The sequence below is a fragment of the Thermoflexus sp. genome, assembly GCF_042408365.1.
In the GTDB taxonomy this organism is placed as follows: Bacteria; Chloroflexota; Anaerolineae; order Thermoflexales; family Thermoflexaceae; genus Thermoflexus.
Genome location: NZ_JBHOQJ010000107.1, coordinates 14,972 through 30,832 on the forward strand (window position 1 = coordinate 14,972; position 15,861 = coordinate 30,832).

Consider the following 15,861-nt stretch of genomic DNA (forward strand, 5'->3'; position numbering starts at 1 on the left):
CCCTTCACGGCCAGAAGACGTGAGGCTCGCCGTCGAGGGGGAGATCCCTCAACCGGGCCCGGGGGAGGGCCTCGAAGCGGCTCCGGCATTCCTCCATCGTGTCCCCGCCCAGCTTCTCCAGCAGGGCGTCCGCGAGGACGAAGGCCATCATCGCCTCCACGATCGGGCAGGCTCGGGGGACCGGGCAGAAGTCGGAGCGCTCGTAGCGGGTCTCGGCCGGCTGGCCGGTCCGGAGATCCACGGAGGGCTGGGGGGTTAGGGTGGTGGCGATCGGCTTGAGGGCCACGCGGACCACGATGGGGGAGCCGTTCGAGATCCCGCCTTCGATCCCCCCGGCGCGATTGGTGCGTCGGACCAGGGCCTCGCCTTCCCGGAAGATCCCATCCTGCGCCTCGGTCCCCCGGCGGGCGGCGAGCGCAAACCCCTCCCCGATCTCCACGCCCTTGACGGCCGGTATGCTGCCCAGCGCCATCATCAGCCGGGCGTTGAGCCGTCGGTCCCACTGCACGTGGGAGCCGAGGCCGGGCGGCACCCCCAGGGCGACCCCCTCGATCACTCCACCCAAGGTGTCCTTCTCTCGGATCACCTGCTCAATGGCCGCTTGCATCCGGGCCGAGGCCTCCGGGTCCGGACAACGGACCGGATCCGCCTCCGCCCGCTCGAACCGAACCGGATAGGGAAGGTCATCCGGAAGCGCCGCCCGGACCGGTCCGATCTGGATGACGTAGCTGCCCACCGTGATCCCGAACGCTTGGAGGAATTGCTTGCATAGGGCGCCCGCGGCGACCCGGGCCGCGGTCTCCCGAGCGGAGGCCCGCTCCAAGCCCGGACGGAGATCCCGGTATCCGTATTTCAGCGCGGCGGCCAGGTCCACGTGCCCCGGACGGGGCACCGTCATCGGTTCGATCGCCCGCCCCCGCCATTTGGCGTGGTCTCGGTTCTCGATCTGGAGCGCGATCGGGGCCCCCGTGGTGCGGCCCTCCAGAACCCCGCTGAGGATCACCACCCGGTCCGTCTCGATCCGCATGCGGGGGCCCGCCCCCAAACCCTGCTGTCGACGGGCCAACTCCCGGTTCACCGTTTCCAGGTCGACCGGAAGCCCTGCGGGGAGGCCCTCCAGAACGGCCACCAGGGCCGGCCCATGGGATTCCCCAGTCGTCAAAAGCCGCAGCGGCATCTCCAGGCTCCTCCTGTGGCGCCCCGTCCGTTTTGGGGACATGCAGCGGAACGATGAACGGCTCCTTCCCGCAGCCCGAAGGGCTACGGGGAGCGGGAAAGCGACCCCTTCGGGGTTGGGGGCCGCTGAGGGCGGCCTCCAACCCCGAGCCGAAGTCTTAGCCCTTCGCGACCCGAAGGACTCCCAGGAAGAGGGCCATGCCGTCGATGGTCACGCGCTCAACCGCCTCCGCCGAAGGGGGCGGGGCCATCGCCAGCAGCTGCTCCGATAGGGTCTCCGCCTGGATGTAGGCGGCGTGGGCGGCGATCGCCTCCGCCAAGGCCGGATCCGCTTGATAATAGGTGACGATGCGGTCGGCGATGTCGAAGTCGGCCCGTTTGCGCAATTCCTGGATCCGCCGCACGACCTCCCGAGCCAGGCCCTCCTTCCGCAGCTCATCGGTCAGCTCGGTCCATACGGCGGCCACGTAGTCGGTTTCCTCTACGAAGACCCACCCGGGCTTTGGCCGGTAGCGCACCTCGATATCCTCCGGGCCGATCTCCACGATCTCCCCATCCACTTGAACCGCCACCGTCTCCCCACGGCGCAACGTGTTCATGACCGCCACGACGGGAAGCCCGCTGAGGGCCTCCCGGACCAGCGGGAGCCGCGCCCCCAGCCGCGGCCCCAGCCGGTCCAGCCGGAGGTGCAGCTCGGGGTCCGCTACCTCCGGGAGCTCCCGGATGAACGCCAGGGCTTTGATGTTCAGCTCATCCAGAAGGATATCCGCCAGGCGCTGGACCGCTTCCTCCTCCTCCGGCCCACGCACCCGGAAGGCGATCCGGCTCAGCGGCTGCCGGACCCGGATCCGGGCGGCGTTGCGGGCAGCCAGGCCCAGGCTGGCCAATCGCATCACCAGCCGCATCTCCCGCTGCAACCGCTCGTCGATCCGCGCGGGGTCCGGCTCCGGCCATCGGGACAGGTGGACGCTCTCCGGAGCCCCCGGGTTCACCCGAACCACCAGGTTGCGGTAAAGGGCATCGGCGGTGAAGGGGATGAAGGGGGCCAGGAGATGGCTCAAGGTCACCAGGCACTCGTACAGCGTATGATACACCGCCGCTTTGTCCAGATCGTTCTCGCTCTTCCAGAATCGGCGCCGGCTGCGGCGTACATACCAGTTCGAGAGGTCATCCACGAAGGCGGCGATGCGCCGCCCCGCTGTCGTCGGGTCGTAATTCTCCAGGGCGTCGGTGACCTCTTGGATTAACGTGTGCAGCTCCGACAGGATCCAGCGGTCCAGCGGCGGGCGCTCCGCCACCGGGGGCGCCGGAACCGTTTGGGGGTTGAAGCCATCGAGCCGGGCGTAGGTCACGAAGAAGCGGTACGTATTCCATAGGGTCAACATGAAAGTGCGCACGACATCGCCCACCAGGTTAACCGAGATGCGCCGCTCCTGGCCCGGCGGGGAGATCGTGTAGAAATACCAGCGCAGCGCGTCCGCCCCGTGGACGTTGATGACCTCCCAGGGATCGACCACGTTGCCGCGGGACTTGGACATCTTCTGGCCCTTCTCGTCCAGGACCAGCCCCAGCGAGATCACGTTCTTGAAGGCCACTGAGTCAAACAGCAGCGTGGCGATGGCGTGCAAGGAGTAGAACCAGCCCCGGGTCTGATCGACCCCCTCGCAGATGAAGTCCGCCGGGAATTGCTCTCGGAAGAGCTCCTGGTTCTCCATGGGGTAATGCCACTGGGCCACCGGCATCGCCCCCGAATCGAACCATACGTCGATGACCTCGGGCACCCGCTGCATCAGGTCGCCGCATCGCTCGCAGCGGTAGCGGACTTCATCCACATATGGCTTGTGGGGATCCCAGGGTTCAGGCCAACGGAAGCCCGCGGCCTCCACCTTCTGACGTAGTTCGGCGTAAGACCCGATGCACTCCCGGTGGCCGCAACGGGCGCACTCCCAGATCGGCAGCGGGATCCCCCAGTAGCGCTCCCGGCTGAGGGCCCAATCCACATTGTTCTCCAACCAGTTGCCGAAGCGTCCTTCCCCGATCTGCGGCGGATACCAATGGATGGTTTTGTTCAGGGCAACCAGCCGGTCCTTAAAGCGGGTGGTTTCGATGAACCAGGAGGCGCGGGCGTAATACAGAAGCGGCGTCCCGCACCGCCAGCAGAAGGGATAGGTGTGCAGATAAGTGCCCGCAAAATACAGAAGCCCTCGCCGCTGCAGGTCCTCGATGATCAGGGGATCCGCGTCCTTCACAAACATCCCGCGCCACGGGGTCACTTCCTCGACAAAGCGCCCGCGGGGATCCACCGTCACCAGAATGGGGAGGTCGTGCTCCCGGCCGAGCTGCATGTCCTCCGCGCCGAACGCGGGGGCGATGTGCACGATCCCCGTGCCCTCCTCCAGAGTGACAAAGGGCGCAGTGACCACATAGTGGGCCTCCTTCTCCAGGGGGAGGAAAGTGTAGAGCGGCCGGTAACGCAACCCGGCCAGCTCCCGCCCGGGCATCCGGGCCACAACCCGGTATTCCCCTTTCAGCGCCTTCTCCAAGAGGGCCTCAGCCAGGATCAGCCGCTCCACCGCCCCATCCCGCTCTTGCTCCACCATCACATAAATCGCCTCCGGGTGGACCGCCAGCGCGGCGTTGCCCGGCAGCGTCCAGGGGGTGGTGGTCCAAACCAGGAAGTACGTCCCCTCCTCGTCGCGCAAGGGGAACTTCACATACACCGAGGGATCCTCGGTGTCCTCCCGATAGCCCAGCGCCACCTCGTGATCCGAGAGGGGCGTGCCACAGCGGGGGCAGTAGGGGACGACCTTGTAGCTCTGATAGAGCAGCCCCCGGTCCCAGAACTGGCGCAAGATCCACCACACCGACTCAATGTATTCATTGCTCAACGTGATGTAAGCGTTCTTCAGGTCGATCCAGAAGGCGATACGTTCCGTAAGAACTTCCCATTCCTTCACGTAGCGGAACACGCTCTCCCGGCAGCGGCGGTTAAACTCCGCTACCCCATAGCGTTCGATATCCGCTTTCGAGGTGAACCCCAGCTCCTTCTCCACCTCGAGCTCCACCGGGAGCCCGTGGGTGTCCCATCCCCCCCGCCGGAGGCAGTAATACCCTCGCATCGTCTTATATCGGGGGAACAGATCCTTGAACGCGCGGGCCAGCACGTGATGGATGCCCGGCAGGCCATTGGCCGTCGGTGGCCCCTCGTAGAACACGTATCGAGGGCCTCCTTTGGTTTGTTCCATGGAACGCTCAAAAATACGCCGCTCCTTCCAGAACGCCAGGATATCTTCTTCTAATTTCGGAAAATCGACCCGTGCAGGCACTGGTTCGAACATGATTCCCTCCTAATTACAGACTCATTTCGGAATCATCCTCAACACCCATCGGAAGGCCCCACGTTTCAACCCCCTCGGGTGTCGGGGTCTCCATGCCCATTCAACGCCTTCCCCGGCCGGGTTCGAGCGACCACCCGACACGGGTGATGCGAGCGTTGAGAGCCCCAGGGCCCTTCATTCCACGAGTTCGATTTCGATCCGCTTGTTGATCCGTCCTTTGCTCTTGTAGTCCACAATGCGGATCCGGCCGACCTCGCGGGTGTTGGCCACGTGGGTGCCGCCGTCGGCCTGCAGATCCAGCCCCTCGATCTCCACCACCCGGACCACACGGATCTCCGGCGGGAGGAGGTTGACTTTGGTGCGGATGAGGTCCGGGTTGCGATCGGCCTCCTCGCGGGGGAGAAAATGGACACGCACCGGGCGAGCCGCCGCGACCTCCGCGTTGATCTTCTCCTCGATCTCGCGGACCAGCTCCCCCCGCAAGGTTTCGAACTCGAAATCCATACGACCCCGCAAGGGCTCCATATTGCCCCCTGTGACCTTGGCGCCATAGTCCCGCCAGACCACACCGCACAGGATATGAAGGGCTGTGTGGGTCCGCATCAAGGCATAGCGGCGCTCCCAATCGATCTCCCCGCGAACCGTTTGTCCGACCGTGGGGGGCTCGCCTTCCAGTTCGTGCCAGACCAGCGAGCCCTGGCGGCGGACGGCGATCACCCGCCACGTGCGGGCCCCATCGGTGAGCCACCCGAGGTCATGAGGCTGCCCCCCGCCGCCGGGGTAAAAGGCGGTGGCGTCCAGCGCCACCGCCGGCCCCTCGACGGCGATCACCGTGGCCTCGAAACTCCGCTGGTACGCATCGGTCTGATAAAGCAGCCGGGTCTCCATCAGCGGCTCCTCCGCTCCGGGTTGTTCCATCCATTGTCTCAGCGGGATGAGGGGGCCGAAACGGCCCTGCCTTCAAGGAGTTCAGGGATTGGCAACTCAAGCCCTTCCCCCCGATCGGTGGATCGCTCCCATCCCGCCATAAAAAAATCGGCTCTCGCCCCAGAGGGACGAGAGCCGATGGCTCCCGCGGTACCACCCTGCTTCCCGGTTGAACCGGGCTGCTCCTGACGGGGACAGGAATTCCATCGGCCCCCTACAGCCCCAAAGGGAGGGGCTGCCGGCCCGTCTCTTCCGATCCCCGCGCCCTGGGTAACGGGAGGGCGAATCCCGGATGAGCCTACTGGCCCGCCCCTGGCAGGCGTTCGGTCACCGGCTCGGGAGGGATCTTCAGCCCGGCGTCGGCATCCGGCTCCCACCATCCCGGACTCGCTGAGCGCGACAGACCGGGCCTACTCGTCTCCGTCATCGCCGTTTGGGAATATTCACTGGCCCAATCGGAAGGCAGTTGCCCCAATCCGCGATGATGATTTTTCGCTCGTGGGTTTTCCATGGGGTGCCGGCCGCATCGGCGGTCCGCACCGCTTTTTTAAAACTATACAGAGACCGAGAAGGACTGTCAACCCCCGATCCCGAGAAGGGACAACAACCGCCGAGCGGCCGCGCAGGGGTAGAATGCTCAAGAGAGGACGGAACCCTTAATCCGTCCGGCTGAACAGCCATACCGCTGGGATCAAGAAGAGCATCCAGAAGGCCATCAGGGCAAGCAAGTTGATCTCCAGGGGATGGAGGGTGAGCGCCCGCAGGACCGGCTCCGGGACCAGACCGCTCAACGCCGTTTGGCGCATCGCGTCCACCCCATAGGCCACGGGATCCGCCCGGGCCAGCCACTCCATCCAGAGGGGCACCTGACGCAGCGGGAAGAAGGCCCCGCTCACGAAGAACATCGGCATCAACAGGAAGTTCATCATCATATGGAAGCCTTCCATGGAGCGCATACGGGCCGCGATGAGGATGCCGAAGGAGGTCATGGTCGCCGCCAGCATGATCATCATCGCGATCAGGGTGAGGACCTGAACAAGGTTGAAGCGCACGCCCACCAGAGGGGCGAGGAGCATGATCAGGAGCCCCTGGATCAGCGCCGTGGTGCTGCCACCAGCGACTTTCCCCAACGCGACGGCGGTCCGGGAGACCGGGGCCACCAGCACCTCCTTGAGGAAGCCGAACTCCCGGTCCCAGACGATGGAGACAGCGGAGAAAACCGCGGTAAAGAGCACGGCCATGCTCAGGATGCCCGGGAACAGGAAGGCGCGAAAATCGACCCCACCCATCCCTGCCGCCACCGCGGGGGCCAGGCCGTTCCCGAACACGACTAGGAAGAGCAACGGCTGCCCCAGGGAGCTGAGGATGCGGGAGCGATCTCGGAGGAACCGCAGAAGATCCCGATACCAGATGGTATAGACCGTCTTCAAAAACATCATGGTGTTTTCACCTCCGGCTCCAAAGTCGATGGCCCAGGCGCATCCTCTCCAGCGGCGAGGCCTCCTCCTCGCGGATCGCGCGTCCGGTCAGCTTGATGAACACGTCCTCCAGGCTGGGCCGCCGCAAGCTGATGCTGTGGACGATCAAGGGAGGCTCCAGGCCGTTTTGCAGGACCCCCAGCAAGCGGGGGATCAGCTGATCGCCTTGGGAGGCTTCGATGTGCACTCCGTCCTCGGTCAATTGCGGTTCGAGCCCCAGCGCCTCCCGCACCCGGTTCGCCGCGCGAACATCGTCGCTGGTCCGCATCCGAATGACATCCCCCCCGATCATCGCCTTCAGATGGTCCGGCGTATCCAAAGCGATAATGCGGCCGTGATCGATGATGGCGATGCGATCTGCCCGCTCCGCCTCGTCCATATAGTGGGTGGTGAAGAACACGGTCGTCCCCTCCGTGTCCCGCAGGCGGAGGATGTATTCCCAGATATGGCGGCGCGTCTGGGGATCCAGACCCAGGGTGGGCTCATCCAAGAAGAGGACCTTGGGTTGATGAAGCAGGCCCCGGGCAAGCTCCAGCCGGCGCTTCATCCCCCCGGAGAACGTCCGCACCTCCTGATGGGCGTGATCGGTGAGCTCCACCAGCTCCAGCAGGCGCCTCGCCCGCTCCTCGAAGATCCGATGGGGGACATCGTACAGCCGCGCGTGGAACTGCAGGTTCTGCCACGCCGTCAGCCGGTCATCCAGGCTGGGATCCTGGAACACCAGCCCGATGCGCCGGCGCACCTCGTGGGGCTCCCGCACGATGTCACGGCCGCCCACCCGGGCGGTGCCAGAGGTCGGCCGCAGCAGCGTGCAGAGCATATTGATGGTCGTGGTCTTGCCGGCCCCGTTGGGGCCGAGGAAGGCGAACAACTCCCCCTCCCGAACCGTGAAGGAGACTTCCCGTACGGCTGTGAAGTCTCCAAACCGTCGGGTGAGACGCTCTGCCTCGATGGCCTCCATCACCGCCTCCTTTCCCGAGATTTCAAAGTCGTTCAGCGCAGCGGAGAACGCGCTGAAGGCACGCTGCCCCACCATGCGAAATCTTCTTGTTTCGTTGGAATTGGACCTTGGACAACCGAGCGGCCTGACCTCTCGTCCGGGCCTTCCCATTATGCGGGGCAAGCTCCAACCACTCCAACATGGAGGAAATGGGCAAGTTTGTTCAAAGTCCAGGGTGGAAGTTAATGTGGACTATCCCCTCCGATCGCCTGTTGCAACAAATCCATCGCTTGGGCCAACAGGAGGCGTTGCTCCGGGCTCAGGCGGGCCAGCCGTCGCCCCAGCCGGGCCGCGGCCCGGAGCTGAAGTCGTCGAAGGACCCTCCGTCCCGCCGGCGTGAGGCGGATCCACACCCGACGCCGGTCCGCTGGATCCCGCTCCATCTCCACCCAGCCCAGATCCGAAAGCGCGCGAACCGCGCGGGAGACGGTGGAGGGACGCACCGCCTGGGCGCGGGCCAGCTCCGTCAGGGTGTATGGCCGACGGGCCAGCATGCCGAGCAAGCGGTAGGATTGGGCCGGGAACACCCCTTCGTGGTTCCCCTTCACCTCGGCCCAGATCCTCCGCATCACCAGGTGGAGCGTTTCCAGGATCCGCTGGGCCAGGATGCGCTCGTCGATCGATCCCCCGGTCCCCACCGTTGTATGCCTCTCCGGGAAGATAGTTGCCTTTGCTAAAAGTTAGCAATGTGAATTGTAATGCGACCTCCCCTCCTGTCAAGTTTGCGTCTGCTGCTTTTCCCTCCCTGGCGATGTGAGCGGCCGGGGTTGACAGCAGCTGCCGTTTTTGCCATCATCCATTTCAGATTCCGTCGGGGTGGCATCCGTCATGAAACTTTCCGACTGGGCCCGTCGGCAGGGGATCAGCTATCTCACCGCCTGGCGATGGTTCAAGGCGGGCAAGCTTCCCGTTCCCGCCCGGCAGCTGCCCACCGGCACCATCCTGGTGGAGGAGCCGTTCCCGGAAGGCCGCACCGTGCTCTATGCCCGGGTCGCCTCCGCCGACCGGCAGGAGGACCTGGAGCGCCAAGTGGAGCGGCTCCAGGCCTTCGCCCGGGAGCAAGGCTGGGCGGAGTGGGTGGTGGTGACGGAGATCGGATCGGGGATCAACAGCCGGCGCAGGAAGCTGCTCAAAGTTCTCAAGGATCCCAAGGTGAGCCGGATCGTGGTGGAGCGCCGCGACCGGCTGACCCCGTTCGGGTTCGAGCTGTTGGAGGCGGCCCTGGCCTCGGCGGGCAAGCGGATCGTGGTGGTGGAGGAAGGTGAGGTGCTCGACGATTGGGAGCGGGATCTTCTGGACATCCTCACCGCCGCCTGCCGCCGCCGGTATGGGCGCCGTTCGGCGCGGCGCCGAGCTCAGCGCGCCCTGGAGGCCATGGGGTTCGGGTAAGGCAGGCCTTTCGTTGGGCCCCAATGCCGGCCAACGGATCGCCCTGGTGAAACACGTGGGGGCGGCCCGCTTCACCTCCAACGGGGGCCTCGCCCGGTGTCTCCGGGCCATCCAATCGGGTCGCTGTCCGCCCTCCGCCATCGACCTCCACCGGGAGTGGAACCGGTGGCAGCGAACGCAGGCCCCCTGGTGGGCTGAGGTGCCCAAGTGCGCCCCCAGGAAGCCTTCCGGGATCTCGAGCGGGCCTTCCGGAACCGGCGCGCGGGAAGAGCGGGAAGATCCTGCTTTAAGCGGAAGAAGTCCCTGGAGGACCATAAGGTGCGCTTGACCGGTTCCATTCGCGTCTTTCCCCGCCACGTGCCACTTCCCCACATTGGGAAGGTCCGGACCAAGGAGCGCACGGACCCGCTCCTGGTCCTGCGGGCGGAGGGGAAGGCCAAGATCCTCCCGGCCACCATCTCCCGGGAGGCCGACCGGTGGTTTGTGAGCCTCACATGTGAGGTCGAGCGCCCGGATCCATCCTCCGGATGAGGGAGCCGGTGGGGGTGGATCTAGGGCTCTCTTCGTTCTTGGTGCTGTCAGACGGGACGCGGATGAAGGCGCCCAAACCCTTGGCGAAGGCCTTGCGGCGGTTGCGCCGCCGCTCCCGGCCGCTTTCCCGAAAGCAGAAAGGATCCCGAAATTCCGCCCAGGCCTCCTGGCGGCTGGCGCGGTGGCATCGGCGGATCCGGAACCTCCGCCGCGATTTTCTCCACCCAGTCACCACTGGGCTGGCGAGACCCAAGCCGGTCCTCGGGGTGGAGCCATTGAACGTGTGGGGGATATTCCTTCGGTTCCTGGCCTACAAGGCCCAATGGTATGGAGCGAAGTGGATCGAGGCCCTGCCGGATTTTCCCTCTACCCGCCGCTGTTCCCGATGCGGGTGGGTGGGGGCAGAGAAGGTACCTGTCACCTAAACGTAGGTTGGCTATCCCCCGGAGGAGGTGCGGCACTGAATGGGCAGGTGCTGGTGAAGCCCACCGCCACGCAAACGGATGATAAGGACCGCGTGCGGATGGTCGAGCTGCGAAAACAAGGGTGGACCGATCGAGCGATGGCCCAGCGCATCGGGTGCAGCGTCTGGACGGTGATCCGCTGGGTGAAGGCCTTTGCGCGTGGGGGATGGGACGCCTGGGCCTACCCGTCCTGTGCCCCCAAAACCTCTCATCCCCTCCCGACGCCCGAAGCCGTTCGCCAGCGGATTCGGGAGATCTAACAAGCCCATCCCCGGTGGAGGGGCCGGTGGATCCGACGGAAGCTCTTGCGGGAAGGGATCCCGAACGTTCCCTCGGAGGGGACCCTTCATCAGATCCTTCGGCGGGAGGGGTTTCCAAAGGTGCGGGAGGAGCAGCGGGAGCGGATCCCCTGGGCGGGGGGTGGTCCAGGCGGATTTCAAGCAAACAAGGGGGGCTGGTGGTTCAATGTCGTAGAAGGACGAAAAGGGGGATATGGTTTGCTTTCGGAACGTACAAAAGGGAGCATGGGAGTGGCGCTCAGGGGGTTGGAGAAAGCGATGCAAGGGGTGGGATATCTTCCAAAGGTGGTGCAGACGGATCGGGATGCGGGTAGGGTGGGGCGAGTTTGGAGAAGCGGCGGGAGGTCGTGGGGACGCGAAGGGTGGATCGGACGGGGAAGGGGAATCTGTGGGGGAAAGCGGTTCGGGTGGGGAAATGGGCGGCCGGCCCAACGGTTCGCGTCCATTTTGATGGCGAAGGGGACGAGATCCGGATCCTTGGGCGCGATGCGTGGGGAGGGTACGGGAGGAGCGGGTTTTGGAATGATTCACCGAAGATGGGCTGTGGGCGGGGTGGGCGGAGGAGGGTTCAAACGAGCGTTGTCTGACCTAGGATCGCACAGGGACTCCGTTGGCCTGTGGCGATCGGCGCTGTGGCGGAACGGGCCTCTGAGCCTGGTCTGTGAGGGCCCGGTCGAGGAAGCAGGGAGTGGCCGGTCGTCTAGAGCACCCCTCCGGGTGAAATAGATGATGATGTATCACGGAACAGTGAAGAAGCAAAGGGCGGATCCTTTCCCCGCGAACAGTCCTGAGAATATCCCAAAAATGGATGCGAGAATCCACAAAAGTTTATCAAATCAACAACCCGCCTTGACAATTTCGATGAAAAGTAGCATCATTAACTGGACAGCGGATTGCCAGGGATTCCTGACCGCAGGAGGCCGATGGATGGCGCAGGGCCACGGTGAAGCACGAGGACGAACCGGGCGATGGACGAAGGGGATATTGCTTCTGGGAGGGTGGCTCACTGGATGTGCAGCCCAGAGCCCTTCGATCCTCGCGCCGGTCTCCCCTAAGGGGCGCGCGGAGGCGGAGCTTTTCTGGTTTATTCTGCTGATCACTGCCGGCGTCTTTATCCTGGTGGAGACGCTCCTCCTTTATGCCGTCCTCCGGTTTCGGGCACGAGACCCTCAGGCAGTGCCTCCCCAGATCCATGGGAACAACGCGCTGGAGATCTCGTGGACGACGGCGACCGCTGTTGGCCTGGCCGTGATCTTCGCGATGACCTGGCGGACGATGGCGGCGACCTCCCAACCGCCGGCAGACGCTATGCCGGTGAAGGTGATCGGCCATCAGTGGTGGTGGGAATTCCAATACCCCACCCTGGGGATCACCACGGCCAACGAGCTGGTGATCCCGGTCGGACAGCCCATCCGGGCGATCGTGACCTCGGCGGATGTGATCCACAGCTTCTGGGTGCCCCAACTGGGCGGGAAGATGGACGCGATCCCCGGCCGGGAGAACACCCTCTGGCTTCAAGCCGATGCGGAAGGGGTCTATTATGGACAGTGCGCCGAGCTGTGCGGGATCTCCCACGCGAACATGCGGCTGCAGGTCCGTGTGGTATCGGCGTCTGAGTTCCAGCGCTGGGCCGAGGCCCAGCGGGCACCTGCTGCCCAGCCAACGGATCCCCTCGCCCAGCAGGGATACCAGATCTTCATGAGCAAGGCCTGTGTCGGATGCCATACCATTGACGGCACGCCCGCACAGGGCAAGGTCGGGCCGAACCTCACCCACGTGGGCAGCCGAACGACGATCGCGGCCGGCCTCCTGGAGAACACCCCGGAGAATATGGCCCGCTGGCTCGAAGACCCGCCGGCGGTCAAGCCGGGTTCCCTGATGCCTCGTCTGGGCCTGACGCCCGATGAGATCCAGGCGTTGGTTGCCTTCCTCTCGTCCCTGAAGTAAGGAGGGAAGAATGGCCAGTCAGACGCTCGCAATGCCCCGGGCGTATGAGGAGCGGGGGCTGCTTTCCTGGCTCACCACGGTAGACCACAAGCGGATCGGCATCCTATATATCCTGGGCGCCGGGTTCTTCGCTCTGATCGGTGGCCTGGAAGCCCTTCTCATCCGGACCCAGCTGGCGGTTCCCAACAACCGGGTGTTGGTGGGGGAGACCTACAACCAGGTCCTGACGATGCACGGCACCACCATGGTCTTCCTGGTCGTGATGCCCGTGCTGGCCGGCCTGGGGAATTATGTGGTCCCCTTAATGATCGGGGCCCGGGATATGGCCTACCCCCGTCTCAATGCGTTTGGGGTCTGGATGTTTTGGCTGGGCGGGTTGTTCCTTAACCTGAGCTTCCTCTTGGGCGGCGCCCCAGACGCCGGGTGGTTCGGCTATGCCCCCCTGACGGCGAAGACCTTCTCGAGGGGCACGGGCATCGACTTCTGGATCCTGGGGTTGCAGCTCCTGGGGATCTCCTCCATCACTTCTTCGATTAACTTTGTGGCCACGATCCTCCTGCTGCGGGCGCCGGGTCTCTCCCTGAACCGCTTGCCCCTCTTCGCCTGGACCACCATGGTGACGGCTTTCTTGATTCTGTTCGCGATGCCGAGCATCTCGGCCGCGCTCTTCCTGCTCTTTCTGGACCGCCACCTGGGCACCCATTTCTTCAACCCGGCGGCGGGTGGGGATCCCCTCCTCTGGCAGCACCTCTTCTGGTTCTTCGGCCACCCGGAGGTTTACATTATGATCCTGCCGGCGATGGGGATCGTCTCCGAGGTGCTTCCGGTTTTCTCCCGCAAGCCTCTCTTCGGTTACACCGCGGTGGCTTATTCCTCCGTGGCCATCGGATTCATCGGATTCACCGTATGGGCCCACCATATGTTCGCTGTGGGGCTGCCGGACGTGGTGAACGCGTTCTTCTCCGCCGCCAGCATGCTGGTGGCCGTGCCCACCGCGATCAAGGTCTTTAACTGGATCGCCACCATCTGGGGCGGGGCGGTGCGTTACCGGACGCCCTTCCTCTTCGCGGCCGCCTTCGTGGCCCTCTTCGTGATCGGCGGGCTCAGCGGCCTGTTCCTCGCTGCCGTCCCGGTGGACTGGCAGGTGACGGACACCTACTTCGTGGTCGCCCACTTCCACTACACGCTGTTCGGCGGCTCGATGTTCGCCATCGTGGCGGGGATCTATTACTGGTTCCCCAAGATCACCGGCCGCTTCTTGGACGAGCGCCTGGGACGTCTCCACTTCGCCCTGCAGTTCATCGGCTTCAACCTGACGTTCTTCCCTATGCACTTCCTGGGGCTGGCCGGGATGCCCCGGCGGATTTACACGTATGCCCCGGGCCTGGGCTGGGAGGGTCTGAACTTGCTGGCCACCGTGGGCGCCTTCATCCTCGCCCTCGGATTCGTGGTGTTCTTCATCAACATTGCCCGCGGCCTAACCGCCGGTGAGCCAGCTCCGGCGGACCCATGGGATGGCCATACATTGGAATGGTTGACTTCCTCTCCTCCGCCGGCGTACAACTTCGCCCGCATCCCGGTGGTCCACAGCCGCCGGCCGGCGTGGGATCTGAAATACACAGGCAACCCGCACCCGCAGCTGATCGAGGGGATCGCGGAAGGGAACGATCGCCAGGACAAAGGGGAAGACGCCCCGACGGAGCCCATCCATCTCCCCAGCCCCAGCATATGGCCGTTGATCATCGCGGCTGGCCTCACGCTCTTCGCCCTGGGGTTGGTCACCCACTGGATCTTCATTCCCGTGGGCGTTATCTTGTTCGCCCTGGGGATGGCCCGTTGGGCTACGCAGCCGCTCTTCCCGGAAGCTCATGAAGCCCACGAAGCATAGCTCGTATCGTTGGTAGTTGGTGGAGGAAAGTCTCGCGCTGTCCCTTGCCTTTATCTTGAGAGGGGGAAGAGATGGCCAACCATTCGCCCACGCTCGGTTCAGAGATCGCCATCGATAGCCGCAAACTGGGGGTCTGGATCTTCCTGGCCTCCGAGGTGATCTTCTTCGCCTCCCTCATCGTCTCCTACCTGGTCCTGCACAACCGGGTGACCAGCGGCCCGACGGCCCACGAAGCCCTGACCCTGTCGATTCCCACCATCAACACCATCATCCTGCTCACCAGCAGCGTCGCGATGGTGCTCGCCTTGGCCCATCTGCGGGATGGGAACCGGCGGGCCTCCATCGCCTGGCTGTTGACCACCGCGTGGCTGGGGATCTGCTTCTTAATCCTGAAGGCATTGGAATACACCCAGCACCTCCACGAGGGGCTGACACCGAGCGTGAATGTGTTCGGCTCTGCTTATTACACGGTGACCGGTTTCCACGCCGCCCACGTGGCGGTGGGGGTGATCTGGATCTTGAGCGTGGCCCTGGGGCTGCGTCGTCGCCTCTCGCCTCAGAACGATGTCCTGGTGGAGACGGTGGGGCTCTACTGGCATTTTGTGGATCTGGTGTGGGTGGCGATTTTCATGGTGGTGTATCTGATGCGTTGAGCGTTCAGGGACAGGCAAAGCAGATGACCCCTCCGCTTGAAAGCACGTTCGGTCATAGCCAACAATCAGTGGAAGAAACAATCGAAGGGATCGCCGATCGCTCAAGGGGGAACGATGGAGGTCCGGGCTCACAAACATCCGAATTACGTGCTGGTGGGGATCGTGCTGATCATCCTCACCTTCTTGGAAATCAGCGTGATCAGCCTCCCCGTGCCCCAGCTGCCCTTCCTGCTGGGGTTCGCCATCGCCAAGGGGCTGCTCATCTTACTTTACTTCATGCACTTGAAATTCGACTCCCGTTTGTACGCAGTGCTCTTTGCCTACCCGTGGCCCCTGGCCCTGCTGCTGGTGGGGATGCTGATCTGGGTGTACTTCGGATTCCGGACATAAACTAAATCCTTCACCCGTTTTCGGAGTATGGAGGGGGAGGAAATTTTTTCCGGGGCTGTGCCGGGGCCTTCGACCCCGACCCAGCCCCCGAAAACCCCAATTGAAAGCACGAATATGAAGCGCAGAAGCCCTCTACTTCTCCCCGCATCCGAAAGGGCTGCGGAGAGAAAGAAGCCCCTAGGAGCCGGAGGCCGCCTTTGGCGGCTCCCCCAAAAGTCCCCCACTAGGCCTCCAAAAAGCAGCGGCGATCATCGGCTTGGCAGTCGTCCCGATCCCTCAGCGCCGCAATCTGTAGGGAGGATCCTTTGAAATCTCCGGGGGCTGCAAGTGCCTATGCGGCCTGCACTGCAAAAAACGCGGAGGGGGCGGCATCGCCGCCCC

At 64.3% G+C, this 15,861-nt stretch carries 15 protein-coding genes; 9 read left to right on the forward strand and 6 right to left on the reverse strand.

The genetic code is table 11. The features are described from left to right. Positions 1-4: 4 nt before the first annotated feature. From aroC to ACFMO5_RS04665, 6 genes are all read right to left on the reverse strand, one after another. On the reverse strand, positions 5-1,177 hold the full coding sequence (aroC, locus tag ACFMO5_RS04640; RefSeq protein ID WP_376791590.1) for a chorismate synthase: 1,173 nt from the start codon (positions 1,175-1,177) through the stop codon (positions 5-7). 157 nt (positions 1,178-1,334) lie between these two features. Next, complete coding sequence (gene ileS / locus ACFMO5_RS04645) at positions 1,335-4,514, reverse strand: isoleucine--tRNA ligase (protein WP_376791591.1); 3,180 nt, start codon at positions 4,512-4,514, stop codon at positions 1,335-1,337. Positions 4,515-4,688: 174 nt separating this feature from the next. After that, positions 4,689-5,432, reverse strand: coding sequence for an alanyl-tRNA editing protein (locus ACFMO5_RS04650; RefSeq protein WP_376791592.1), 744 nt, complete (start codon positions 5,430-5,432; stop codon positions 4,689-4,691). 665 nt (positions 5,433-6,097) lie between these two features. Continuing rightward, positions 6,098-6,877, reverse strand: coding sequence for an ABC transporter permease (locus tag ACFMO5_RS04655; RefSeq protein ID WP_376791593.1), 780 nt, complete (start codon positions 6,875-6,877; stop codon positions 6,098-6,100). 10 nt (positions 6,878-6,887) lie between these two features. Continuing rightward, positions 6,888-7,955, reverse strand: coding sequence for an ATP-binding cassette domain-containing protein (locus tag ACFMO5_RS04660; protein ID WP_376791594.1), 1,068 nt, complete (start codon positions 7,953-7,955; stop codon positions 6,888-6,890). A gap of 146 nt (positions 7,956-8,101) precedes the next feature. Next, positions 8,102-8,557 (reverse strand): MarR family winged helix-turn-helix transcriptional regulator, encoded by a 456-nt coding sequence (locus ACFMO5_RS04665; protein ID WP_376791595.1) that lies wholly within the window; start codon positions 8,555-8,557, stop codon positions 8,102-8,104. 190 nt (positions 8,558-8,747) lie between these two features. Between ACFMO5_RS04665 and ACFMO5_RS04670 the strand changes: the two genes are divergently transcribed. The 9 genes from ACFMO5_RS04670 to ACFMO5_RS04710 all read left to right on the forward strand — a co-directional run bounded on the left by ACFMO5_RS04670 (position 8,748) and on the right by ACFMO5_RS04710 (position 15,480). Beyond that, a complete protein-coding gene (locus tag ACFMO5_RS04670) occupies positions 8,748-9,308 on the forward strand; it encodes an IS607 family transposase (protein ID WP_376791596.1) in 561 nt (186 codons plus the stop codon). Then, the gene (locus ACFMO5_RS04675; protein WP_376791597.1) at positions 9,247-9,636 is read left to right on the forward strand and encodes a helix-turn-helix domain-containing protein; all 390 of its coding nucleotides are present in this window, start codon (positions 9,247-9,249) and stop codon (positions 9,634-9,636) included. Before ACFMO5_RS04670 ends, ACFMO5_RS04675 begins: the two co-directional genes overlap by 62 nt. Further along, positions 9,627-9,839, forward strand: a complete 213-nt coding sequence (locus tag ACFMO5_RS04680) for a hypothetical protein (RefSeq protein ID WP_376791598.1) — start codon at positions 9,627-9,629, stop codon at positions 9,837-9,839. The genes ACFMO5_RS04675 and ACFMO5_RS04680 overlap by 10 nt, the downstream gene beginning before the upstream one ends. Continuing rightward, a complete protein-coding gene (locus tag ACFMO5_RS04685) occupies positions 9,836-10,264 on the forward strand; it encodes a transposase (protein ID WP_376791599.1) in 429 nt (142 codons plus the stop codon). Before ACFMO5_RS04680 ends, ACFMO5_RS04685 begins: the two co-directional genes overlap by 4 nt. A gap of 47 nt (positions 10,265-10,311) precedes the next feature. Further along, positions 10,312-10,563, forward strand: coding sequence for a helix-turn-helix domain-containing protein (locus ACFMO5_RS04690; RefSeq protein ID WP_376791600.1), 252 nt, complete (start codon positions 10,312-10,314; stop codon positions 10,561-10,563). Between the two features lie 966 nt (positions 10,564-11,529). Further along, positions 11,530-12,549 (forward strand): cytochrome c oxidase subunit II, encoded by a 1,020-nt coding sequence (coxB, locus tag ACFMO5_RS04695; protein ID WP_376791601.1) that lies wholly within the window; start codon positions 11,530-11,532, stop codon positions 12,547-12,549. Positions 12,550-12,559: 10 nt separating this feature from the next. Next, positions 12,560-14,437 carry a cytochrome c oxidase subunit I gene (gene ctaD, locus ACFMO5_RS04700; protein WP_376791602.1) on the forward strand — a complete coding sequence of 626 codons (1,878 nt, stop codon included), beginning with the start codon at positions 12,560-12,562 and terminating at the stop codon, positions 14,435-14,437. A 71-nt stretch (positions 14,438-14,508) separates the two neighbouring features. Further along, entirely contained in the window at positions 14,509-15,090 is a 582-nt protein-coding gene (locus ACFMO5_RS04705) for a heme-copper oxidase subunit III (protein WP_376791603.1), read from the forward strand. Between the two features lie 114 nt (positions 15,091-15,204). After that, a complete protein-coding gene (locus ACFMO5_RS04710; protein ID WP_376791604.1) occupies positions 15,205-15,480 on the forward strand; it encodes a cytochrome C oxidase subunit IV family protein in 276 nt (91 codons plus the stop codon). Positions 15,481-15,861 lie beyond the last annotated feature (381 nt).

Excerpts from the sequence above, each read along its gene's own strand:
- aroC (WP_376791590.1), bottom strand. The coding sequence starts at position 1,177 with ATGCCGCTGCGGCTTTTGACGACTGGGGAATCCCATGGGCCGGCCCTG.
- ileS (WP_376791591.1), bottom strand. The coding sequence starts at position 4,514 with ATGTTCGAACCAGTGCCTGCACGGGTCGATTTTCCGAAATTAGAAGAA.
- ACFMO5_RS04650 (WP_376791592.1), bottom strand. The coding sequence starts at position 5,432 with ATGGAACAACCCGGAGCGGAGGAGCCGCTGATGGAGACCCGGCTGCTT.
- ACFMO5_RS04655 (WP_376791593.1), bottom strand. The coding sequence starts at position 6,877 with ATGTTTTTGAAGACGGTCTATACCATCTGGTATCGGGATCTTCTGCGG.
- ACFMO5_RS04660 (WP_376791594.1), bottom strand. The coding sequence starts at position 7,955 with ATGGTGGGGCAGCGTGCCTTCAGCGCGTTCTCCGCTGCGCTGAACGAC.
- ACFMO5_RS04670 (WP_376791596.1), top strand. The coding sequence starts at position 8,748 with ATGAAACTTTCCGACTGGGCCCGTCGGCAGGGGATCAGCTATCTCACC.
- ACFMO5_RS04675 (WP_376791597.1), top strand. The coding sequence starts at position 9,247 with ATGGGCGCCGTTCGGCGCGGCGCCGAGCTCAGCGCGCCCTGGAGGCCA.
- ACFMO5_RS04685 (WP_376791599.1), top strand. The coding sequence starts at position 9,836 with ATGAGGGAGCCGGTGGGGGTGGATCTAGGGCTCTCTTCGTTCTTGGTG.
- coxB (WP_376791601.1), top strand. The coding sequence starts at position 11,530 with ATGGCGCAGGGCCACGGTGAAGCACGAGGACGAACCGGGCGATGGACG.
- ctaD (WP_376791602.1), top strand. The coding sequence starts at position 12,560 with ATGGCCAGTCAGACGCTCGCAATGCCCCGGGCGTATGAGGAGCGGGGG.
- ACFMO5_RS04705 (WP_376791603.1), top strand. The coding sequence starts at position 14,509 with ATGGCCAACCATTCGCCCACGCTCGGTTCAGAGATCGCCATCGATAGC.
- ACFMO5_RS04710 (WP_376791604.1), top strand. The coding sequence starts at position 15,205 with ATGGAGGTCCGGGCTCACAAACATCCGAATTACGTGCTGGTGGGGATC.